Genomic DNA, 22,271 nt, shown 5'->3' with positions numbered 1-22,271 from the left:
CCGGACCCCAGCGTGTCGACGGCGCGCGGCCCAAGGACAGGCCCGGAGAACCAGCACCGGGGGCAAGCTCCACCGCCGTTCGGGACAATGGGCGAAGGGACAGGGGGTGACGGCCGTGGCCGCCACCCCGTGGTGTCCGCGCCCTCAGATCAGGCCGTGCCGCATCGCGAACCCGACGGCGTGCGCCCGATTGCGCAGCTGGAGGCGGACGGTGACCTCGCGCAGCACGTTCTTGACCGTTCGTTCGGAGTACGAGGTGCGCTGCGCTATCTCGGCGGTGTCGAGCCCTTCGGCGACCAGCCGGAGCATGTCGGCCTCCCGTGTCGTCAGGGTGGACAGGGCCAGGCCACGGGGATCGAGGACCAGGCGCTGCATGCTGCCCACGTGTTCGAGGAGTTGCCCCAGCAGATCCCCCGGCAGGAAGCCCTCTCCGCTTGCCAGCGCCGTCACCAGGCGGACCAGCCTGTCCTGTTCGGCCTCGGCGCGCCAGAGCACCGCGGCGACCCCGCAGTCGATCACCGATTGCAGGGCCCCGGCCCCGAACCTGCTCACGATCAGACCGACCCGCGTGCCGGTGTCCCGCTGGAGTCTGCGCAGAAGTTGCACGGTCTGCTCGTCGAGGGTGTCGGTCACCACCAGGGAGACCTGGGCGGAGTCGGCGTCGCTCTCGTCGAGCAGCTCCACCTCGGGTCGCTGCCGCAGCTGGTGAACGACGCCGGTGTGCAGGATGCGGTCCTCCGCGTACACCGCCACGGACACCCGTTCCTTGGCCTGCAGGGGTGCCACCCGCGTCTCCACCGCTCTGGCCGGGGACGCCTGCTGCCGCCCCAGAGTGTCGGGCAGCGGCGCGGGGCTTGACGTCATGAAAGTCATCTCTGGACCCGTTCTCTTCGCAGTTCTCGCCGATACTTCCGTTGGTGCGATGTACGTGCGGGGTATCGCGGCCCGTCCTGCCGGACAGCCACGCAGGTCTTGCGTCAGTGCGCCGACGGGACAAGGCGGCGTTGCTCCCCGGGGGCAGCGAATGTGCCCGCCCGATGTCCTCCACGCCCTTCGCCCGGCTGGGAGGGCCGCTCTACGGTCGCGGCGTGACGACATCTGCCGAACTCGAGATCCCCACCGTGACGGTGGCGCCGGGCGGTGAGGCGACCACGCGTCTGACCGTGCGCAACACCAGCGACATCGTCGAGGCGTATGCGTTGGAGGTGGTCGGTGACTGTGCCGCCTGGACCACCGTCGAGCCGCCGCGGGTATCGCTGTATCCGGGCACCGCCCAGGAGGTTACGGTGCGCCTGGCACCGCCTCGCGCGCCCGAGATCCGTGCCGGGCAGGTTCCGCTGGGCATCCGGGTACTGCCCGCCGAGCATCCCGAATCGGTGAGCGTGTCCGAGACGACGGTGTTCATCGAGGCGTTCCGGGATCTGCGCGCCGAACTGGTGCCGCAGCGGCGCCGCGGGTGGCGCAGTGCCAAGTACCGCACGGAGCTGCGGAACCTGGGGAACGCGCCGGTCGGCCTGACGGTCGGCGGCCGGCAGAACGGCGAGGAGCTCACCTTCGCCTTCACGCCCGCCACCCGGCGTCTGGAACCGGGCGAGTCGTCGGACATACGCGTGAGGACGAAGGTCCAGCGGCTGATCTGGTTCGGTCAGCCGTCCACCTGGCCCTTCGAGGTCGACGTCGTCGAGGGCGCGCCGACCGGTCCCGCGTCCACCGGGGACAGCCCTGGTGCCACGGCAACCGGAGCCAGCACCAGCACCGGCAGCACCGGCACAGCCAAGGATCCGGTGGTGCCGGAAACGCACGCGGACGTGGAGCACCACACCCCTGTGCAGGGCGAGTTCGTGCAGGTCCCGCTTCTTCCTCGGTGGCTGCTGGTGCTGCTCGCGGCGCTGCTCGCACTGATCCTGGCGTGGTTCACCCTGATCAGGCCGGCGGTGCGCAGCACCGCCGAAGAGGCGGCCGACAAGGCCGTCAAGGAGGCTCCGGCCGCGGCCGACAAGGAGCCGGGCGCCGACGGCGACGGCAGCTCCCCGGGCGGCAAGGGCGACCCGTCGCAAGGGCCCGGTGGAGGCGGCTCGGACGGATCGCAGGGAACCGGAGCGGGCGGCGCAGGCACGGCGACGGACACGACCGCCGTGCCGGGCACGGGGCGGCAGAGCTCGGCGACCATCGACATCGAGACCGACGGCGGCAGCCAGAAGGTCGGCACCTACCGCGTGCCGAAGGGAAAGGTGCTGGGCATCACGGATGCGGTCGTCGCCAATTTCCAGGGAGACGAAGGTGTACTCACCATTACGTTCGGCGCCCACAAGGTGACGACCATCGCACTGGAGACCTTTCGCAATCAGGACTATCACTGGGTCACCCCCATCCGGATTCCCGAGAATTCGACCGTGACCGCGGCCGTGACATGCGCGAAACCAGGCACACCGGCCAGCGGAAATCAGGCATCCGGATGCCATGAAGTACTGAACGTCAGTGGTGTCCTCAGCGATTTGAAGCGGTGAGCCTGGGACGCGTGCGAAACATGTTGATCCTCACCCAAGGTAAAGGCCAGTCTTTCTTGTGAATTCGTCCAGAAATCGCCCTGCCATTCTCGTGGGTCCGTGAGAGCGCCTCTCCCTCGTCTCCGGAAACGGGCACGACGCCTACGGCACGGGCCCGAACAGGCTCCGAGGTCCGGCCACCTCACGGCGGAGGCCGCCGCATTGCGGGGCCCCATGCACACACCAATCGGGCAACGCCCCAGCCCCGGTGGAGGGCGCGGGACAGCCCGAGGTTCCATCAGGTTGCGGACAGGTATCGGCCAATCACCACGAGAGACGTTGACCGGTATGGAGATGCTCGGAAACGGCAGGGAAGGAGGGCCACATGCACAGACGTCAGGGCAAGGGCCGGTCCGAGGAGCACGACGACGCCGTGCGCGGCGAGAACTCGGCGCGGCGGGAGCGCGATGACCAGGCCGTCGAGTCCGGGTGGCCCGCGCCGGTCCCGGCGGACCGTCTCACCCCCGGGCAGGCCAGGGCGTTGCAGCGAACGGCGGGGAACGCGGCCGTCTCGGCCTCCGTCCAGCGCAGCCGCCCCCCGCACGCCGAGGACCACGACCACGATCTGGCGGACGAGGACACCTCCTCCGTGCAGCGCTCCTCCGTCCACGACGTGCTGGGCTCTCCGGGACGCCCCTTCACGGGCCGGCTGGCCGAGGAGGTCGAGGCGCGGTACGGCGGCGCGGACCTGTCCCATCTGCGGCTGCACACCGATCCCGTGGCGCAGCGCTCGGCGACGGAGATCGGCGCGCGGGCGTACACCTCGGGGCATCACATGGTGCTGGGCGCCGACAGCACGACCGAGGACGTCCTCCATGAGGTGTGGCACACCTTCCAGCAGAGCAGCGGTCCGGTCTCGGGGGAGGACAACGGGCAGGGACTCAAGGTGTCCGACAACGACTCGCCCGAGGAGCGTGAGGCCCGGGCGGTCGCGCGCGAACTCAGCAGCGCGCCGCTGGACACGGCACCTCCCGTGCAGCGTTCGACGCGGTCGGGGGCCACGGCCGTACAGCGGGTCCCCCAGGCCGACGCCTCCACGTCGGGGCAGGCGCAGGCGTCGCCGGCCGCCTCGCAGGCCTCCATCCAGCCGGTATTCGCGTTCTCGCCGACGCTGCCCGCCAACCCGATGCTGTACACGAACGGTGACACCGGCTATTGGGTCGGCCCCAATCCCCCGGACGGCTACTTCGACGTGGACCAGCACTGCTCGTACATGGCCGTCTATTGGCTGCTGCACGGGCAGCCCGCCACCGGTCTGCGCTACGACGGCTTCGACGAGGAGAACCGCCGCCTGGCCTCCGACACGGTGCGGCGCTGGGGCGCCTCCGGTGGCCGCGCGGCGCAGGAGCAGTACGCCAGGCAGCGGCTGGGTGGCGCGGCGGTCACCCGCGATCGGCTCTCCGGACAGGCCACGGCGGGCAGGCTGACACCCGGCACCCTGATCTGGTTCGGCACAGATCTGCACGCGGAGGCCGCGGTGGTCACCACCGGCGGGGTGCTGATGTACGACCCGAACACCGGCAACACGACCACGCGCAATGCGGCGGGATTCGTGGCCTACATCGCGAACAAGAACGCCTTCGTGGTCCGGTACGCCCCCGAGGCCGAGCACGACGCGTCCTGCAAGTGCTGCATCATCATGTGAGCCGGCCGCGGCGGGCCGCCGCGCTCATTGGCTTCCGTGGCACTGTCGGCGGACTCACCGGCAAGGGCACCAAGGGCGACCGGGCTCGCAAGGTTCCCATCGTCGAGGAGATCCGTCCGGCGGACGGATCTTCACCGCCATCGGCCTTCGGCACACCGGACTGACCTGATTCACCGACGCAGGTAGGATGCCGGTCTCCATCCGGTCCCCAGGAACGACCCAGGGCCGGTTTCGGATGATTCCGAAACCGGCCCTGATCTACGACTGTCTCCAGTCGGGACGACAGGATTTGAACCTGCGACCCCTTGACCCCCAGTCAAGTGCGCTACCAAGCTGCGCCACGTCCCGTGATGTTCCGCGCGGTGTTCCCGCGTGATCACAGGTAGAACTCTACCCCACGACGGAGGGTGCTCCGTTCAACGGTGACCGCCGTCAGGCACGCGCGACAATCGCCGTATGAGCACTGCACCTGGACCGTACGACGGCGGCCGTGAGCGGGATCGTGACGAGGAGGGGCGGGCCCGGAACCAGCGGCCCCGCGACGGGCTGGGGCGGCCGCTGCCGCACGGCTCCGAGGGGGTGCCGCGGCAGCCGGAGGGTGTCGTGCGCGCGCCCGGGGAGTCCGTCGCCGAGGCGCAGGAGCTGCTCGACGCGGGGCGGCCCTTCCACGCGCACGAGGTCTTCGAGGACGCATGGAAGTCCGGCCCGGACGCGGAGCGCGGACTGTGGCAGGGGCTGGCCCAGCTCGCCGTCGGCCTCACGCACGCGGCCCGCGGCAACACCACGGGCGGGGCCCGGCTGCTGCTGCGCGGTGCCGGAGCGGTGTCCGCGTGGAGCGCCGGGGCGGAACAGGACCGGCCGTACGGGATCGAGGTCGCGGGACTCGCCGCCTGGGCCGGGGCCCTCGCGGAGCTCCTGGAGCGCGAGGGCGGCGCGGTGGACGCGGCGGCGCACGCACCGCGGCTGCGGGGCGGTGCGCCGGGCGGGGCGGACACCCCGTAGGCCTTCCCCGGGGGCGTCCCCCGGGCCCCGCCCACACCCTGCCCCGTCACCGAACCGGCCTCGCCCCGCATGCACGGGCCCGGCCCCGGTGTGAGGGTGGCGGTGTGACCACCACCGACCAGTCGGCCACGCCGGCTTTCGCCGAGGCGCAGGCGCCGCCCGTCCTGGACCGGCGGCGCCGCAACGTCGTCTTCGTGACGATCATGCTGGGCATGCTGCTCGCCGCCCTCGACCAGACCATCGTGGGCACCGCGCTGCCCACGATCGTGTCGGACCTGGGCGGCGCGGAACACATGTCGTGGGTGGTCACCTCGTATCTGCTCGCGGAGACCGTCGCCACGGTGCTCGTCGGCAAGTTCGGTGACCTGTTCGGGCGCAAGGTGGTCTTCCAGCTCTCGGCGGTCATCTTCATCACCGGCTCGTTCCTGTGCGGCCTGTCGACGAACATGACGCTGCTCATCGCCTGGCGGGCGATGCAGGGCATCGGCGCGGGCGGCCTGATGGTCACGTCCATGGCGCTGATCGCCGACGTCATCCCGCTGCGCGAGCGCGGCAAGTACCAGGGCGCGATCGGCGCCGTCTTCGGGGTGTCCACCGTGATCGGACCGCTGCTCGGCGGGCTGTTCACGGACCACCTGACCTGGCGCTGGGCGTTCTACGTGAACGTGCCGATCGCGATCGTCGTGGTCCTCGCGGCCGCCCGGACGATCCCCGTCGTGAAGTCGGCGGTGCGGCCCGTCATCGACTATCTGGGCATCGCGCTGGTCGCGGTCGGCGCCAGCGCGCTGATCCTGGCGACGAGTTGGGGCGGCAACCAGTACGCGTGGGGTTCGCCGACCATCATCGGCCTGTTCGTCGGCGGTGTCGTCGCGCTGGCGCTGTTCTGCGTCGTCGAGACGCGCGCCGCCGAACCGATGCTGCCGATGCGGCTGTTCGGCAATCCGGTCTTCACCGTCTGCTCGATCCTCAGCTTCATCGTGGGCTTCGCGATGCTGGGGGCGATGACGTTCCTGCCGACGTACCTCCAGTACGTGGACGGGGACTCGGCGACCATCTCGGGCGTGCGGACGCTGCCGATGGTGATCGGGCTGCTCATCGCGTCCATCTTCAGCGGCAACGTGGTCAGCAAGACCGGCATGTACCGCATCTTCCCGATCGTCGGTGCGCTGGTGATGGCGCTCGGCCTCTATCTGCTGTCGCTCATGGGCAGCACCACCAGCACCTGGCTGGAGTCGCTGTACATGTTCGTGCTCGGCACCGGCATCGGTCTGTGCATGCAGGTGCTGACGATCGCCGTGCAGAACACGGTGCCGTACACGGACCTGGGCACCGCCACGTCCGGCGTGACGTTCTTCCGCACCCTGGGCAGTTCCTTCGGCACGGCCGTGTTCGGCACGATCTACGCCAACACCCTCTCGCCGAACCTCAAGGACGGGGTCGCGGCGGCGGCGCGGGCCGGCGGGGACCCCTCGGTGGTCGGCAAGGCGGCGCAGAGTCCGGAGGGGCTGCACGACCTGCCCGCCGCGGCCGCCGCACCCATCGTCAAGGCGTACGCGGACACCCTGCAGACGGTCTTCCTGTGGACCGTCCCGGTCGCGCTCCTCGGTTTCGTCGTGGCGCTCTTCCTCAAGCAGGTCCAGCTGCGCGACAGCGCGCGCATGGGCGCCCCCGACATGGGCGAGGGCTTCGCGCAGCCCAGCAGCGGCGATCCGGGCCACCTCCTGGAGCGGGGCGTCGCCAACATCATCCGCAATGTCGGGATGACCACCGCGCGCGGCATCATCAGGGACTCCGACACCCGCCTGGACATCGCGGGCGCCTGGGCGGTCATGCAGGTGTCGCTGTTCACCCGGATGGTCGGGCACGCCGGCCTCGGCCTGATCGCCGCCCGCCGCAGGATCCCGCCCGAGGTGCTCGTGCCGGTCTTCGACCGGATGGTCGACGAGGGCTACCTGACCCGCACGGGCACGTACTTCGCGCACACCCCGGCCGGGGAGCGCGAGGCGGAGGTCATCTCCAAGGCGTGGGCCGCCTGGCTCGGCGAGGAGGTCGAGAAGGACCTCGGCAGGGCGCCGGACAAGGAGCTGGCGGCGGCGGTCGACGCGATCGCCAAGCGGCTGCTGGCGGAGGACCTGGAGCACGGCCTCTCCCCCGAGACGGCGGGCGCCCCGGTCGGCCCGCGCTGACCGGTCTCCGGGCGGACACGCCTGCGTCCGTCAGCGCAGCAGCAGTTGGAGGCCGCCCAGGACGGTCGCGCCGATCACGAGCTGTTCGAAGAGGCGCTGGTTGATCCGGTGCACGGTGTACTTCCCGAGGAGCGCGCCCGGCACCACGAAGAGCACCAGTGCCGCGTCGAGCAGCAGGGAGCGGGCGTCGATCAGTCCGAGGCCCACGCTGAAGGGCACCTTGGCCGTGTTGACGATCAGGAAGAACCACGCGGACGTGCCCAGGAAGCCCAGCTTCCGGAAGCCCGCCGAGAGCAGGTACATCGACATCACCGGGCCGCCCGCGTTGGCGACCATCGTGGTGAAGCCGCCGAGCACGCCGTACGAGGGCGCCTTGAGGCGGTTGCCGGGCGCGGGGTCCTCCGCCGGTTCCGCCCGCGCCGCCGACCTGCGCCGGGCGAGGGTGACGGCCGCCATGAGCAGCAGGATCGCCCCGATCGACATGCGCATGACGGCGTCGTCGGCCCAGGTCAGGAAGACCGTGCCGAGGACCACTCCCCCGGCGACGGCGGGGAAGAGCCGCCACAGGGTCGGCCAGTGGGCGTGTCTGCGGTAGGTGAGCACCGCGAGGACGTCACCGGCGATCAGGACGGGGAGCAGGACGCCGGTGGAGGCGCGGGCGGGCAGCACCGCGGCGAACACCGCGAGGCTGATGGTGTTCGCCCCGCTCACGGCGGTCTTCGAGAAGCCGACGAGCAGCGCCGCGACGGCGAGCGCGACGAACTGCCAGGCCGACAGGTCCCAGCCCATCGCGCTCCCTCCGCGTACGACGCCCTACGCGCCGCCGTGGCGGGCGCGCGGGTTCCGTCCCGGCGCCTTTCCGCCGGGACCGGTCGATGATCGCATCGATCGCCGCCCTCAGTCGCGTTCGACGAGGAGGGCGCTGCCCTGGCCGACGCCCACACACATGGTCGCGAGGCCGCGCGAGGCGCCGGTGCGGCGCATCCGGTGCAGGAGCGTGGTGAGGATGCGGGCGCCGGAGCAGCCGAGCGGGTGGCCCAGCGCGATGGCCCCGCCGGACGGGTTGACCCGCTCCGGATCGATGCCGAGGGCGTCGACGCAGGCGAGCGCCTGGGCGGCGAAGGCCTCGTTGAACTCCGCTTCCTGGAGGTCGTCGACGCTCCAGCCGACGCGGTCGAGGACCTTGCGGGTGGCGGGCACGGGGCCGATGCCCATGACGTCCGGGTGGACGCCCGCCGAGCCGCCGGCCGCGTACCGCCCGAGGGATTCCAGGCCGAGGTCGTTGAGGGCCTCTTCGCTGACGAGCAGGAGTCCGGCGGCGCCGTCGTTCATCGGCGAGGCGTTGCCCGCGGTGACGGTGCCGTCCTTGCGGAAGACCGGGCGCAGGCCGCTGAGCTTCTCGTACGAGGTGTCCTCGCGCACGCACTCGTCGGTGTCGACGACGACGCCGTCGGGCCGGGTGACGGGGAGCAGTTCGTCGTCGAAGTGGCCGTTCTTGCGGGCGGCGGCGGCGAACTGGTGGCTGCGGAGCGCGAAGGCGTCCTGGCGCTCGCGCGAGACGCCGTACCGTCCGGCGACCTCCTCGGCGGTCTCGCCCATCGCGAGCACGCCGTGCAGGTCCTTCATCCGCGGGTGGGTGAGGCGCCAGCCGAGGCGGGTGTCGGCGGTCTCGATGCGGTGGGGCAGCGCCTCGTCGGGGCGGGGCAGCACGAAGGGGGCGCGGCTCATGGATTCGGAACCGCCCGCGAGGACGATGTCCGCCTCGCCCGCGGCGACGGTCCGCGCGGCGGCCGTGACGGCTTCGAGGCCCGAGGCGCACAGCCGGTTCACGGTCGCGCCGGGCACGGACTCGGGCAGGCCGGCGAGGAGCACGGCCATCCGCGCGACGTTGCGGTTGTCCTCGCCCGCCTGGTTGGCGGCGCCCCAGTAGACGTCGTCGATGCGGGCGGGGTCGAGCTGCGGGATGTCGGCGAGGAGTCCCTTCACGACGGCCGCCGCGAGGTCGTCGGGGCGGACGGAGGAGAGGGCGCCGCGGAGCTTGCCGATGGGGGTGCGGCGGGCGGCGGCGAAGTGGACGGTGCGCACGATACGGCTCCGGATCGTTCTGCGGGGTCTCGCTGATTCGGGTGGTGCGGCTGGTGCGTGGTGCGGCTGGTGCGTGGTGCGGGTGGCACGTGGTGTCGGTGGTGCGTGGTGTCGGTGGCGCGTGGTGCGGGTCTCGCCCCGTAAATTAGCGCTGCTAGTTTTGGAGTCTATGCCGGAGGCGGGGCCAGGGGAAGGGGGCCCCAGGGACCGCCTAGTCGACCTCGCCCTGCCGGTCGGGGCCTCGCGGACACGCCCTAGCCCAGGGCGATCCTGACCGGGCCGCCCGCGGCGTCCACCCGTGCCGTCCAGCCCGCCGAGACGCGCAGCGGGCGGTTCGGGACGGCCGGGCGGCGCGGTCCCGTGCGGTGCAGGGTCCTGCCGTCCTGGGTGACGACCAGCGTCGGGCGGGCGACGAACTCGGTGGTGCGCAGGGTGAACCCGTCGGCGGGCTCCTCCACGGTCAGCCGGTTCGGGGCGATCCAGGCGAGGGGGTCCGCGACCCGCAGCGGCACCGCGGCGGCGGGCCAGTCGCCGTCGGAGAGGTAGCGCCGGACGGCCGCCGAGGCCATCGCGCCCTCACGGGCCACCACGCGCGCCGGTTCGGCCGCGTGCAGCACGTTGCCCACCGCGAAGACACCGCGCTCGTCCGTGCGGAAGGCGCCGTCCACGGCCGGTCCGCGCGTCCCGGGGTCGAGCAACAGGCCTCCTCTACGGGCCAGTTCGTGATCGGGGACGAAGTCGCCGGTGAAGACGACGGTGTCGCAGTCGACCTGCGCGCTGCGGCCGTCCCGGTGCCGCAGCCTGACCCCCGACAGCCGTCCGCGGCCCAGGAGTTCGGCGACGGTGGCGTCCGTGAGGAGCGGCACGCCCCGCCGCAGCCGGGCGTCGAGCACCCGGGTCCGGGGGGCCTGGTGCCGCGGGTGCTCGGTGACCAGGGCCGCGACGGCGACCCCGGCGCGCCGCAGGGTGTCCAGGGCCGCGAAGCTCACCGGTTCCGCGCCCACCACGACGGCGCGCGTGCCGATGCGCTGACGGTGCAGGTCGGCGGCCTGCTGGAGCTCGCCGGTGGTGAACACCCCGGCGGGGCGGGTGCCGGGCACCAGGCGTGCGGCGCGGGGCCGTTCGCGCGCGCCGGTGGCGAGGACGACCGCGCGGGCGGTGATCCGCTCCAGGCCGCGCGGGCTCGTGGAGTCCAGGGTGAGCGGCCCCGCCCAGCCGGTGACGCTGACGCCGGTCCGCAGCACGGCCCCGGCCCCCACGGCCGCGGCGACGCAGCGCTCCGCGTACTGCGGGCCGCTCAGGCCGATCCGCCCGAAGCCGCCGCGCAGACAGTGCCGCGGGATGCCGCCGGCCTGCCGCTCCCGCTCCACCACCTCGACTTCGCCCGCTCCCGCGCCCGCGAGCCCGGCCGCCGCGGCGAGGCCCGCGGGGCCCGCACCGACGACCAGTACGTCGACGATGCGCTCGCGCCTCATCCGGTCCCCCACTGCGCTCCCCGTTCGTAGAGTTCCCGCACTTCGGCGCCGCAGTAGAAGCCCTGGCAGCGCCCGCCGCGTGCCCGCGTGCGGCGCCGCAGGCCGTCGAGCGACCCGGGCGGCACCGTCGCCGCGAGGGCGTCGCGGATCTCGCCGCGGGTCACGCGCTCGCAGTGGCAGACCACGGCACCGTACGCGGGATCCGCGGCGATGAGGTCGCCGCGCTGGTAGGGACGGGGGAAGGCCTCGCCGAGATTGGGCATGGCGACGGGTGCCAGCTCCCCCGGGCCGGGCAGGTCGAGGCCGGTGGCGGCGAGGAGTTCGGTGACGTGGGCGGCGATGGCCAGGGACGCGGTCAGGCCGGTGGAGCGGATGCCGCCGACGGTGACGTAGCGCTGTTCCTTGTGGGCGCCGATGCGGTAGTCGTCGGCCTCGGTGGCGGCGCGCAGGCCGGCGTAGACGGCGGTGACCTCCTCGTCGAGCAGCTCCGGGAGGATCCGGCGGCCCTTCTCGCGCAGCGCGGCGATGCCCTCGGCCGTCGACCCGGTGGCGGTCTTGTCGTCCAGCTCCTCGGCGGTGGGCCCCAGGAGGACGTTCCCGTACACGGTGGGCGCCACCAGGACGCCTTTGCCGAGCGCGGTCGGGACGGGCAGCAGGATGTGCCGCACCAGGCCGCGGGCGAGCTTGTCGAAGACGAGGAGCTGGCCGCGGCGCGGGGTGACGGTGAAGTCGGCGTGGCCCAGGAGCCGGTCGACGGTGTCGGCGTGCAGGCCCGCGGCGTTCACGAGGTACCGGGTGCGCAGGGGGCCCCGGCTCGTGGCCAGCAGGTGGGTGTCGGCGGTCGTGTCGACGTCCCGCACCCGGCAGTCCAGGAGGAGGTCCACTCCGGCCCGCACCGCCTGCGTGGCGTAGGCGAGGGTGGTGGTCCAGGGGCAGATGATGCTCTCGCCGGGCACGTCGAGCGCGCCGAGGGCGCCGGTGCCCAGGTGCGGCTCGCGGGCCCGGACCTCGGCGGGGCCGATCAGGCGGGCCGCGTCGTAGCCGTTGGCCTCCGCCTTGGCCAACAGGTGCGGAAGCGCGGCCAGTTGTTCGTCGTCCCAGGCGACGAGGAGGGCGCCGACGGGCTCGACGGGGATCCCGGACTCGGCGGCGTACGCGGCGAGCAGCCGGCGGCCCTCGCGGACCAGGCGGGCCTCCAGGGAGCCCGGCACGGCGTCGAACCCGGTGTGCAGGATGGCGGTGTTCGCCTTCGACGTGCCGTCGCCGACGTCGCCGGAGGCCTCCACGAGGGCGATCCGCAGCCCCGGGTGGCGGGCCAGCTCACGGGCGACGGCCGCGCCGACGACGCCCGCGCCGATGACGGTCACGTCGTACGTGACGTCCGGCGGCGTCCCGCGGCGCAGCACCCGTCCGGCGCTCGCGGGCGCTCCCCCGGTGTTCTTCGGCACGGTCATGACGGCGAACGTTCCAGGAGGGCCGTGACCGCCGAGCGGAATTCCGCGCGGCGCCCGGCCGCCCGGTCCGCGTCGACGCGCGGTTCGTAGACGGCGGCGGGCCGCCAGGCGGGCACGGCGTCGGCGACGGCGAGGCCGGGGTCCAGGCCGATGCGGGCGACGGCCGCCGCGCCGAGCGCGGTGACGTCGGGCAGCGCCGAGACCTCGACGGGCAGTTGGAGCAGGTCGGCCTGGGTCTGCATGAGCAGCGCCGAGCGGGTCAGGCCGCCGTCGACGCGCAGGCTCGTCAGCGGCCTGCCGAGGTCCGCCGCGGCCGCGTCGGCGAGCTCGGCGACCTGTGCGGCGATGCCCTCGCACAGGGCGCGGACCAGGTGGCCCGGGGTGGTGTCGAGGCCGAGGCCGGTCAGCGAGCCGCGCAGGTCGCCGCGCCACCAGGGCGCCGCGAGCCCGGCCAGGGCGGGCACGAAGGTCACGCCGCCGGTGTCCGGCACGGCGGAGCCGAGGGGGTCGATGTCCTCGGCGCCCGCGATGACGCCCAGGTCGGTGAGCCAGCGCACGGCGGACGCGGCCGTGTAGACCTGTCCGTCCAGGCAGTAGCTGCTCCGCCCGTCGAGCCGCCAGGCGACGCAGCTGACCAGGCCGGAGTCGCCGCGGCAGGGCCGGGTGCCGGTCTGGGCGAGCAGGAACGCCCCGGTGCCGTAGGTGCACTTGGCGCTGCCCGGCGCGGTCACGTCCTGGGCGAGCAGGGCGGCCTGCTGGTCGACCAGCAGGCCGGTGAGGGGGAGTTCGGGGCCGAACGCGGTGGTGGTGCCGACCGGGCCCGCCGCGTCGACGACGCGCGGCAGGTGTTCGTCGGCGAGGCCGTAGAGCTCCAGGGCGCGGGGCGACCACGCGACGGCGTCGAGGTCGAGGAGCTGGGTGCGGCCCGCCGTCGCCGCGTCGGTGACGTAGGCGCCGGTGAGCCGGTGGACGAGCCAGGCGTCGCTGGTGGTGACGACGCCGCGCCGGGTGCGGTGGCGGCGTATCCAGGCCATTTTCGGCGCGGCGAAGTACGGGTCGAGCGGGAGGCCGGTGAGGTCGCGCAACTCCGCCGCGTGGTCGGTGAGTTCCGCGCAGACGGACGCGGCCCTGCGGTCCTGCCAGACCAGGGCGTCGGTGAGGGGTTCTCCGGTGGCCGGGTCCCAGGCGAGGACCGTCTCGCCCTGGTTGGCCAGGCCGACCGCGGCGACCGGTTCGCCGGCGTCGGCGAGTGCCGCGCGGCCCGCGTCGAGGACGGAGTCGAGCAGTTCGGCGGGGTCGACCTCGACCAGGCCGCCGGGCAGGAAGCGGGGGCGTACCGGTGCCGCGCCCGAACCGATCACGCCGCGCTCCGGGCAGACGACGAGCGCCTTCGTCCCCGACGTGCCCTGGTCCACGGCGAGCACGGGCCGCTGCGCCGGAGGCCGCTCATAGGTGATCACCGCGGAGAGACTGCTACAGCGGCCATGAGGCCGTCAAGGGACCGAAATGACTGCGACTGCCCATCAAACGGCCTTTCGGCGCGCCGTGTTGACAAAACAAGGTCATAAAAGATCGGCGAAGTGGTCGGGTTCGAGAAGGGCCGGATCTACACTGTCGCCCGAGTCACACCGCCAACTCCCGTCACACCCAACCCTGTTCCGTGCTCACCCTCCGCCCTCTTCCCCCAACAGAGGTCTCATGCCCATGCCGTTAGCCCGACCGGTGTACCACCCGGCGGGCCACGACGAAGCGCTGCGCGCGGTGCTCCAGGACCTCAGGACGGGCCGCTGGGTCTCCACGCGCAATCTGCTGACCGAGACTCCCGACTGGGGGCTGTGGACGCAGCGAACGCAGATCCTGGGGGCTGCCGTGGCCGGCTCGGACGTGGTCCGCGCCTGGCGCGCCGAGGAGCCGCACAGCGCGTCGGCGGCCGTGCTGCACACCCGCGTCCTGGTGGAGCGGGCCCTGCGGGCGCACCGCACGGGCCACCGCAGGACCAACGACCTGTGGCGGGAGGCGGTCGCCGCGTGCGGCGACGCGTCCTCGATGTCGCCCGAGGATCCCGTGCCGTGGATCTGCCTGCTGACCATGGCCCAGCTCGACGTGGGGCAGCGCTGGGACGAGCACCGGGTGGCGCCGCCGGAGCCGATGCTCTTCCCCGGCCCCTGGCACCTCCTGGGCGAGGCCGACAAGCGGGATCCGGGCAACCGCGAGGCGTACCACCGGATGCTCCAGTTCGTGTACGCACGGCGCGCGCAGGGCCCGCTCACCGAGGCGTACAACTTCGTCCAGTGGGCGTCGGCCTCGGCCCCCGCCGGCTCCGCGCTGCACCTGCTGCCCCTCTACGTCCGCGTCGAGCGGTACCGCAGGGAGGCCGGGCAGGAGCAGGCCCTGGACCTGCACTGGATCTCCGAGGACGCCACCCGCTCCGCGCTGCTCGCGCTGCAGCTGTGGTTCGACCACTCGTCGCCCGCGCTGACCTCGCTGGTCGACCTGAACTACCTGGCCCACGCGCTGTGGGGCGCGCACCAGTTCCACGACGCGTCACGGGTGTTCCAGGCCCTCGACCCGTTCTTCGCCACCGTGCCGTGGACCTACCGCACCCACTCCCCCGGCGACGCGGACGCCGCCGCCGAGGTCTTCGTGCAGGCCCGCGCCCGCTGCTTCAGCGCGTCCCGCGGCCCCGGCTGACCCCCGGAGCCCGCCGCCCACCCCCTCAGCCCCCCTGCTCCCCGTCCCCTTCGGAGGTTCCACCGTGTCCCGCACCACCTGGTCGTCGAGCCCGGTCCCAGCGCCGCGCCAGGACGAGGAAGAGCGGCTCAGAGAGCTCGGCTACCAGCCCGTCCTGGCCCGTCGCATGGGCGGCTTCGGCAACTTCGCCATCAGCTTCTCCGTCATCTCCATCCTGTCCGGCTGCATGACCCTGTACGGCTTCGGCCTCAACACCGGCGGCCCGGCCGTGATGCTGTGGGGCTGGGCGGGCGTCGGCCTGTTCGTGCTCTGCGTGGGCATGGCGCTCGCCGAGGTCACCAGCGCCTACCCGACGTCGGGCGCCCTCTATTACATGGCGGACCGGCTCGGCGGACGCCGCTGGGGCTGGTACACGGGCTGGCTGAACCTGCTCGGGCTGCTCGGCGCGATAGCGGGCATCGACTACGGTGCCGCGCTGTTCACCGGCGCCTTCCTGAACCTGAAGTTCGGCTTCACGCCGACCCCCGAGAAGACGTTCCTGATCTTCCTGTGCATCCTGCTCCTGCACGCCGTCCTGAACCTCTTCAACGTGCGCCTGGTCAGCCTGCTCAACTCGATCAGCGTGTGGTGGCACGTGGCCGGCGTCGCCGTGATCGTCGGCGTCCTCGCGATCGTGCCCGACCACCACCAGTCGCCGTCGTTCGTGTTCGGCGAGTTCGTGAACAACACGGGCTGGGACAACCCGCTCTACGTGACGGCGATCGGCCTGCTCCTCGCCCAGTACACGTTCTGCGGGTACGACGCGTCCGCGCACCTGTCGGAGGAGACGTCCAACGCGTCGGTGTCCGCGGCCCGCGGCATCGTGCGCGCCATCTGGGCGTCGTGGATCGCCGGTTTCGTGCTGCTCGCCGGTCTGACCTTCGCCATCCAGAACTACGCGGGCACGCTCGCCACCGACACCGGCGTGCCGCCCGCCCAGATCATGATCGACGCGATCGGCGAGTCCGGGGCGACCGCGCTGCTGCTCATCGTGATCGTGGCGCAGCTGTTCTGCGGCAACGCCGAGACGGCCGCCGCGAGCCGCATGGTGTTCGCCTTCAGCCGCGACAACGCGCTGCCGGGCTCCGCGATCTGGCGCAAGGTCAGCTCGCGCACCCAGGTCCCGGTCCCCGCGGTGTGGCTGTCGGTCGGCCTGGCCGCGGTCATCGCGCTGCCCTCGCTGTACTCCACGACCGCGTACACGGCGGTGACGGCGATCAACGTCATCGGCATCACGCCCGCGTACGCCATCCCGATCTTCCTGCGGCTGCGCGCGGGCGACCGCTTCCAGCCGGGGCCGTGGAACCTGGGCCGCTGGAGCAAGCCGGTCGGCTGGATCGCGGTGATCTGGGTGGCGTTCGTGACCGTGCTCTTCTGCCTGCCGCAGGTCTCCCCGGTCACGGTCGACTCGATGAACTACGCCTCGATCGCCCTGGCCGCGGTGCTGCTCCTGGCCACGGTGTGGTGGTTCGTGGCACGCCGCTCGTACAGCACCCCGCAGGCGTACGGCTCGGACCGTGAGCAGGCGGAGGTCGCGGAGAACATCGTCTGAGTCCCGCGGGCCCGTGGGGTGTTCCGTCCCACGGGCCGGCCCGTACCGGGTCCGGTGGGTCCTGACGGGCTCGTACGGGCCTACACCGGACGGTCGTTGAGGATCTTCTGGAAGAGCCGGTGGTCGCGCCACGCGCCCTTGATGTACAGGTAGCGCGGCGCGACCCCGAACTCCTCGAAGCCGCACTTCTCCAGGACCCGCTGCGAGGCGGAGTTGTGCAGCAGGGTGCCCGCCTCCAGGCGGTGCAGGCCCAGTTGGCCGTCCGCCGCGGCGCAGACGTACAGCGCGGCGGCGGAGGCGAGGCCGCGCCCCACTTGTGCCGCGTCGATCCAGTAGCCGAGGCTCCCGCTGTGGGCGGGGCCGCGGACGATGTGGGACACGGCGGCATGGCCGACGATCTCGTCGCCGCTCGCGAGCACCCAGTGCGCGGACCGGCCCGCGCGGCCGTCCACGAGCTGCCCCCGGACCCGTTCGGCCTGGCCCTCCTCGGTGTAGAAGGAGTCGGGGCGGTCCGGGTCCCAGGGGTCGAGGTGCGCGCGGTTGCGGCGGTAGGCGCGTGCGAGGGCGGCCGCGTCGTCGGGCGACACCGGCCGGATGACGACGTCCTGGCTGAGGGCGCTCTCTCCGCTGATCATGTGCACAGCGTACGAGTGGATGCCCTCGCCGGGATCACCGGCCGCCCGCCACCCGCAGCACCGTCCCGGTCGCGTACGAGGCCTCGTCCGAGAGCAGCCAGGCGACCGCGGCCGCGATCTCCTCGGGCTGACCGGAGCGGCCCAGCGGAATGCCCGACGCGAGCTTCGCGGGGCGCTCGGGGTCGGCGTGGAACTCCGTCCAGATCACGCCGGGGGCCACGGCGTTGACGCGGATGCCGTCGGGCGCGACCTCCTTGGCCAGGCCGACCGTCATCGTGTCGACGGCGCCCTTGGCGGCCGCGTAGTGGACGTACTCGCCCGGGGCGCCGAGGGTGGCCGCCGCGGACGAGATGTTCACGACGGCGCCGCCGCGCCCCTTCATGTCGCGCACCGCGCGCCGGGCGCAGAGCAGGTAGCCGAGGACGTTGACCTCCAGGGCCCGGCGCAGGCCGGCGGCGTCGGCGTCGGCCAGCGGGCCGACGGGGGCGCCGATCCCGGCGTTGTTGACGAGGCCGGTGACGGGGCCGAGCTCGGCCGCCGCGGTGTCGAAGAGGCGGTCGACGTCGGCCTCGTCGGCGGTGTCGGCCCGTACGGTGACGCAGCGGCGGCCCGCCGCACGGACGGCGTCGGCGGCCTGTTCGGCGGCCCGCTCGTCCGCGTGGTAGCCGAGGACGACGTCGTGGCCGTCCCGGGCGAGGCGGGCGCCGACGGCCGCGCCGATGCCGCGGCTGCCGCCGGTGACGACGGTGACGGGGTGGTGCTGCACGGGGGACCTCCGGCTCTGGGTGGCTGACTGTCGCGCCGCCCGGACGCGGGGATCGCCCGCGTCCGGATCACCTCGTCATCCTACGAAGCGGTGATCTTCGCCGGCCGCCGGGAGGTCCCGTACGTGCCTGGTCGCGGCCGGGGTCAGTGCCCCGGCTCCTGCGGGGCGACGCAGACCAGCGTGCTGCCGACGGTGTCGCGGCGCAGCCTGAGCAGGTTCCAGCGGGGCTGCCACCTGGCCAGGCCCCGGTGCTCGCGCAGCAGGCGGCGCAGGTGCTCGGGGTCGTGGGTCCACAGGGCGGCGGGCACGCCCCGGGTCGGGCCGAGCACGTGCAGGGAGATCCGGCCGTCGTCCGCGACGTCGTGCGAGGACAGCAGGACGTCGACCTCCGGGCCGGGGTCCTTCGCGCTCTCGCGTGCCTGGATCCAGTGGACCTGGTGGCCGGGGGTGTAGGTGTCGCAGGTGTCGTGCGGGTGCGTCATGGTGCGCCTCCGGAGTCGTGGACCCCGGGTGTCGCCGACCCCGGTGATCCGCCGTTCCCCGTGCACGTCGCACGGGGCGGGTCGTCACCCGGGGCACCCGCGACGGAGCGGGGTGCCGTCCAGCGAGCCGGGGCTTGGCGCTGGAACTCGTGACCCGTGCCGACCGTAACACGATGCGCAGGAGCCCTGCCCGGGCATTTTTCGCGGCCCGGACAGGGCTCCTGCGGCACGGATCGACGGGGCTCCGCGACTACGCGATTCCGCGATTCCGCACCTACGCGGCTACGCGGCTAAGAAGCTTTCTCCGGGATGACGGCGTCCTCCGGGGCGGCCGCCTCCGCCGGGAGGCTGTCCATGAAGGAACTCACCGAGAAGACGGCGTTGCCGGGTCCGGCCGGACCGTATCCGGGCGGCGAGGACAGGCCGTTGGCCTCCATCGTCGCGCGGTAGGCCTCCAGGAGACGCACGTGGTACTCCAGCGGGGCGCCCTGCGGGTTGGCCTTGCCGAGCGGCGTCGTGGGCTCCGGGCACCAGGTGGTGAAGCGGGGCGTGATGCCGCGCGACATGAAGTACTGCAGGCCCTCGACGGTGGAGTCGATGGCCTCGTCGACCGTCTTGAAGCCGAACGGCTCCGCCATCTCCACGCCCGCCACGAAGTTCGGGATGACGTTGCGCGGCCCGAACACGTCGGCGGAGTCCAGGATGCGGCGGTGCCACTCGTCACGGCCCACGTAGCGCTCCTTGCCGGGGCAGTAGCGCTCGAAGAGGTACGGGTCCCACACCTCGTAGTTGGGGTGGTAGATCCGCACGCCGTAGTCGTGGAAGCGCTGCACGTCCGCCTTGGGCAGCGCCTGGGCGACGACCTTGCCGATCCAGCGGCCGGGGAAGCGCTCCTCGATGGCCTTGGCGTACTGGCCGTAGAAGTCGGCCTCGTCCTTGCCCTGGAGCTGTGTGGTGATGGCGCCGCCGGTGAGCGTGTACGCGGTGGACGACTTGTTGGTGTCGTACTTGTCGATGATGGCGAGGGCCTCCAGCACCTCGTCCATCGGCTTCACGCCCGTGTAGGGACGGCCCGCCGCCTTCTGCTGGCGCCAGTTGTGGTTGATGTCGCAGTACTGGCACTCCTCCTTGGCGCCGAAGTACTGGCAGACGCGGAAGACCGTGAGGTAGATGAGGTAGCCCCACTGGATGGTGGGCGCCACCTCCATCACGGACTTGCCGTTCTCCAGGGTGTGCCGGTAGTAGTCCGGCATCGGCGGCAGGCCGACGTCGGAGATCCGCACGCCGTCCAGGTAGAGGCCGAGCACGCCGTTGTCGTCGGCGGCCACCCGGTAGGGCGAGGCCGGGTTCACGCGCACCGAGACGACGGTGCGGCGCAGCCCGTAGGGGCCGCCGGTCAGGACGATCTCCTCCGGCGGGCGGCGCAGCGCCGCGGCGCCCAGCTCGGGAAGGGTGCCGTGGTCGAAGGAGAAGATGAAGTACGACTTCGGCTTGACCTCGCCGCCTTCGTTGTCGCTCAGCGCCGATTCGTCGAAGGCCATGCCGCCGCGCAGCAGATCCTCCTTGATCACGGCTTCCCGCGGCACGTGCGGGAACCGCTCCATGAGTGACTCGATGAGTTCGGTACGGCTCTCGCTGCGGCTTGGCATGGGCCGGGCACCTCGGATCCTGTCGGTCGATCTGTCCGCTCCACGCTAATACGCCGCCGATGCGCCGCGGATCCGACTCCGGTCGCAGAGCGCGTCCGGCGCAGGTCTATGCTGCGGGCGGCTCCGTCGCGGTCAGCGCGCCGCCTTCTTGACCACGTCCTTGTCCTGCCAGGCGTACAGCACCCCGTCGACCGCCGCGCCGGACCAGGTACCGCAGTTCGTGTCCGCCTTCGAGGCCAGGTCGGAGGGGAACCAGTCGGCCTTCAGGCGCGGCTCGCCCTGCGCCTTGCCCGGCTTGCAGGCGGCCGGGAACGTTCCGTCCGGCGTCCGGAACCGGATGATCCGGTCGTCGCCCGTGGTCGACATCACGTACTTGATGTCGCTCGCGTCGTCGGGGAGCCAGCGCGGCACGGAGGCGCGGGCGCTCTTCGCCGCCGCGCCCTCCCCGTACGACGCCTTCTCCTCGTGGTCGTCGAAGGGGTTGGCGGAACCGCTGCAGGCGGTCAGCGAGACGGCGAGGGCGGTCACGCCGAGCGCGCAGAGTGCGGTGCGCGAGCGGAAGGGGGTGGCCGTGCGGGTCATGGTGGTCGCTTTCTTCAGGTGCGGGGTGCTGGGGGGGGGGCTGGGGCTGGGGGTGCTCCGGCCGGAGGCGGAGTGACTGGCTCCACTCTCGCCGCCCCCGCACCCCTCGCGCCTCGGCCCTTCGGTCGATCAGCACCGCACCGCTCATGCTTTCGGCCGATCTGCCGGATACGCCCCGATGCGTACATTCGGTACGTGGATGATCACCGCTACCGGTCCGGCACGCCCCGGCCCGGCACCGCCCGGCCCCTGCCCCGCAAGGCACTGCTCCTCGCCGTGCCCGCCGTGCTGCTCTGGCTGCTCGACCTGGTGTCGGGCAGGCCGGACCTCTGCGTGCTGCCGCTCGTCACCGGGCCGCTGGCCGTCGCCGTCCTGTTCCTGGGAGGGGTGCGGGGCCGGCCGGGCATCGAGGTGCGGGCGGGCGGCGCGGCGCTCGTCTCCGGTGGGCTCACCCTCGGGCTGGTGCTCGGTGACGTCCGGCTCAGCAGCTGGGGCGTCCTGGAGTCCTTCGCGCTCCTCGCGCTGCTCACGGTCACGGCACGGACCGCGCGGCTGCCTGCCGCGTACGTGCTCTGCCCGCTGCTCGCCGTCGCGGTCGTGGCCGCGCCGGTGCGTACGGGGCTGCAGTCCGAGGTCGAGACGTTCGCCTTCCTGCTCACCGTGGCGGCGGGCGGCGCCCTCGCGCTCGGCGGCTATCTGCGCTCCCTGGACACCCGGCGGGCCCTCGCGGTGACCGCCACGCAGGAGGAGGAGCGCCGCCGTATCGCCCGCGACCTGCACGACTTCGTCGCCCACCACGTCACCGGCATCGTCGTGCAGGCCCAGGCCGCCCGCGCGATCCGCGAGGTCGCCCCCGACCAGCTCGATCCGCTGCTCGCCGGGATCGAGCGGGCCGGCGGCGAGACCCTGGACTCGATGCGGCGCCTGGTGCACGTCCTGCGCGCCGAGCCCGGCGCCACCACCCGGCCCGACGACCTGCTCACCGAGGTGGCCGCGCTGGTCGCCGCCCACGGGGACGCGGCCACCCTGGAGGTCTCGGCGCGGGCCCGCGCCGCCACGCTCGCGCCCGAGGTCGGGACGTCCGTGCACCGCGTCGTCCAGGAGGCGCTCACCAACGTCACCCGGCATGCGCCCCGCGCGGCGGACGTGCGGGTGCGGATCACGACGGACACCACCACGCACCCCGCCGACGACGCCGACGCCGAGAGCAGCGACGACACCGGCGCCGGGCGCATCTCGGGCGCCGTGCGCACCGACGTGCTGTACGTCGAGGTGATCAACGGGCCCGGCGGGAGCGGCCGTTCCGGTGACCGCACGCCGCCGGGCGGCCACGGCGGGCTCGGTCTGATCGGACTGCGCGAACGGGTCGCCGCGGTCGGCGGCCGGCTCGTCGCCGGGCCGCTGGCGGACGGCGGCTGGCGGGTCGCCGCGACGCTGCCCGTTCTCGGCCTGCCACAATCGGCGCCATGAGCAGCGGCGCCC

The 22,271-nt window shown here is 72.9% G+C and carries 18 protein-coding genes, 1 tRNA gene and 1 riboswitch; of the genes, 7 read left to right on the top strand and 12 right to left on the bottom strand.

The genetic code is table 11. The features are described from left to right. Window positions 1-144 precede the first annotated feature (144 nt). Window positions 145-864 carry a response regulator transcription factor gene (locus tag ACFYXE_RS08040; protein ID WP_389310169.1) on the bottom strand — a complete coding sequence of 240 codons (720 nt, stop codon included), beginning with the start codon at window positions 862-864 and terminating at the stop codon, window positions 145-147. Window positions 865-1,088: 224 nt separating this feature from the next. Between ACFYXE_RS08040 and ACFYXE_RS08035 the strand changes: the two genes are divergently transcribed. Continuing rightward, on the top strand, window positions 1,089-2,507 hold the full coding sequence (locus ACFYXE_RS08035; RefSeq protein ID WP_389310167.1) for a hydrolytic protein: 1,419 nt from the start codon (window positions 1,089-1,091) through the stop codon (window positions 2,505-2,507). A gap of 364 nt (window positions 2,508-2,871) precedes the next feature. Further along, on the top strand, window positions 2,872-4,191 hold the full coding sequence (locus ACFYXE_RS08030; RefSeq protein WP_389310165.1) for a DUF4157 domain-containing protein: 1,320 nt from the start codon (window positions 2,872-2,874) through the stop codon (window positions 4,189-4,191). 274 nt (window positions 4,192-4,465) lie between these two features. Here the strand turns inward: ACFYXE_RS08030 and ACFYXE_RS08025 are convergent. Continuing rightward, window positions 4,466-4,539 (bottom strand) — tRNA-Pro (locus ACFYXE_RS08025). Between the two features lie 108 nt (window positions 4,540-4,647). Between ACFYXE_RS08025 and ACFYXE_RS08020 the strand changes: the two genes are divergently transcribed. After that, the gene (locus ACFYXE_RS08020; RefSeq protein WP_389310163.1) at window positions 4,648-5,193 is read left to right on the top strand and encodes a DUF309 domain-containing protein; all 546 of its coding nucleotides are present in this window, start codon (window positions 4,648-4,650) and stop codon (window positions 5,191-5,193) included. 203 nt (window positions 5,194-5,396) lie between these two features. Then, window positions 5,397-7,379, top strand: a complete 1,983-nt coding sequence (locus ACFYXE_RS08015; RefSeq protein WP_389311373.1) for an MDR family MFS transporter — start codon at window positions 5,397-5,399, stop codon at window positions 7,377-7,379. Between the two features lie 30 nt (window positions 7,380-7,409). Here ACFYXE_RS08015 and ACFYXE_RS08010 read toward each other — a convergent pair whose 3' ends face one another. The 5 genes from ACFYXE_RS08010 to ACFYXE_RS07990 all read right to left on the bottom strand — a co-directional run bounded on the left by ACFYXE_RS08010 (window position 7,410) and on the right by ACFYXE_RS07990 (window position 13,853). Next, a complete protein-coding gene (locus tag ACFYXE_RS08010; RefSeq protein ID WP_361169427.1) occupies window positions 7,410-8,168 on the bottom strand; it encodes a sulfite exporter TauE/SafE family protein in 759 nt (252 codons plus the stop codon). Window positions 8,169-8,276: 108 nt separating this feature from the next. Continuing rightward, window positions 8,277-9,464 (bottom strand): thiolase family protein, encoded by a 1,188-nt coding sequence (locus ACFYXE_RS08005; protein ID WP_389310161.1) that lies wholly within the window; start codon window positions 9,462-9,464, stop codon window positions 8,277-8,279. Between the two features lie 254 nt (window positions 9,465-9,718). Further along, on the bottom strand, window positions 9,719-10,939 hold the full coding sequence (locus ACFYXE_RS08000) for an NAD(P)/FAD-dependent oxidoreductase (RefSeq protein WP_389310159.1): 1,221 nt from the start codon (window positions 10,937-10,939) through the stop codon (window positions 9,719-9,721). After that, complete coding sequence (locus ACFYXE_RS07995; protein ID WP_389310157.1) at window positions 10,936-12,393, bottom strand: FAD-dependent oxidoreductase; 1,458 nt, start codon at window positions 12,391-12,393, stop codon at window positions 10,936-10,938. The genes ACFYXE_RS08000 and ACFYXE_RS07995 overlap by 4 nt, the downstream gene beginning before the upstream one ends. Continuing rightward, on the bottom strand, window positions 12,390-13,853 hold the full coding sequence (locus tag ACFYXE_RS07990; RefSeq protein ID WP_389310155.1) for an FGGY family carbohydrate kinase: 1,464 nt from the start codon (window positions 13,851-13,853) through the stop codon (window positions 12,390-12,392). Before ACFYXE_RS07990 ends, ACFYXE_RS07995 begins: the two co-directional genes overlap by 4 nt. A gap of 238 nt (window positions 13,854-14,091) precedes the next feature. Here ACFYXE_RS07990 and ACFYXE_RS07985 point away from each other — a divergent pair, with 238 nt between their 5' ends. Both ACFYXE_RS07985 and ACFYXE_RS07980 read left to right on the top strand, forming a co-directional pair. After that, a complete protein-coding gene (locus ACFYXE_RS07985) occupies window positions 14,092-15,084 on the top strand; it encodes a hypothetical protein (protein ID WP_389310153.1) in 993 nt (330 codons plus the stop codon). Window positions 15,085-15,148: 64 nt separating this feature from the next. After that, the gene (locus tag ACFYXE_RS07980; protein ID WP_361169445.1) at window positions 15,149-16,675 is read left to right on the top strand and encodes an amino acid permease; all 1,527 of its coding nucleotides are present in this window, start codon (window positions 15,149-15,151) and stop codon (window positions 16,673-16,675) included. A gap of 80 nt (window positions 16,676-16,755) precedes the next feature. Here the strand turns inward: ACFYXE_RS07980 and ACFYXE_RS07975 are convergent, their stop codons facing one another. The 5 genes from ACFYXE_RS07975 to ACFYXE_RS07955 form a co-directional block, all read right to left on the bottom strand. After that, window positions 16,756-17,310, bottom strand: a complete 555-nt coding sequence (locus ACFYXE_RS07975; RefSeq protein WP_389310151.1) for a GNAT family N-acetyltransferase — start codon at window positions 17,308-17,310, stop codon at window positions 16,756-16,758. Between the two features lie 34 nt (window positions 17,311-17,344). After that, a complete protein-coding gene (locus tag ACFYXE_RS07970; RefSeq protein ID WP_389310149.1) occupies window positions 17,345-18,076 on the bottom strand; it encodes an SDR family oxidoreductase in 732 nt (243 codons plus the stop codon). A gap of 143 nt (window positions 18,077-18,219) precedes the next feature. Next, the gene (locus tag ACFYXE_RS07965; protein WP_389310147.1) at window positions 18,220-18,558 is read right to left on the bottom strand and encodes a hypothetical protein; all 339 of its coding nucleotides are present in this window, start codon (window positions 18,556-18,558) and stop codon (window positions 18,220-18,222) included. A 45-nt stretch (window positions 18,559-18,603) separates the two neighbouring features. After that, window positions 18,604-18,713, bottom strand: a riboswitch (SAM riboswitch). 135 nt (window positions 18,714-18,848) lie between these two features. Further along, window positions 18,849-20,207, bottom strand: a complete 1,359-nt coding sequence (locus ACFYXE_RS07960; protein ID WP_361169456.1) for a radical SAM protein — start codon at window positions 20,205-20,207, stop codon at window positions 18,849-18,851. Window positions 20,208-20,339: 132 nt separating this feature from the next. Beyond that, on the bottom strand, window positions 20,340-20,789 hold the full coding sequence (locus ACFYXE_RS07955) for a hypothetical protein (protein ID WP_389310145.1): 450 nt from the start codon (window positions 20,787-20,789) through the stop codon (window positions 20,340-20,342). Window positions 20,790-20,984: 195 nt separating this feature from the next. Between ACFYXE_RS07955 and ACFYXE_RS07950 the strand changes: the two genes are divergently transcribed. Further along, complete coding sequence (locus tag ACFYXE_RS07950) at window positions 20,985-22,259, top strand: sensor histidine kinase (RefSeq protein ID WP_389310143.1); 1,275 nt, start codon at window positions 20,985-20,987, stop codon at window positions 22,257-22,259. Window positions 22,260-22,271 lie beyond the last annotated feature (12 nt).

Origin of the sequence: Streptomyces sp. NPDC002564 (assembly GCF_042889645.1) — a bacterium.
Lineage (GTDB): Bacteria > Actinomycetota > Actinomycetes > Streptomycetales > Streptomycetaceae > Streptomyces.
This window is presented reverse-complemented; position numbering and strand designations above follow the sequence as displayed.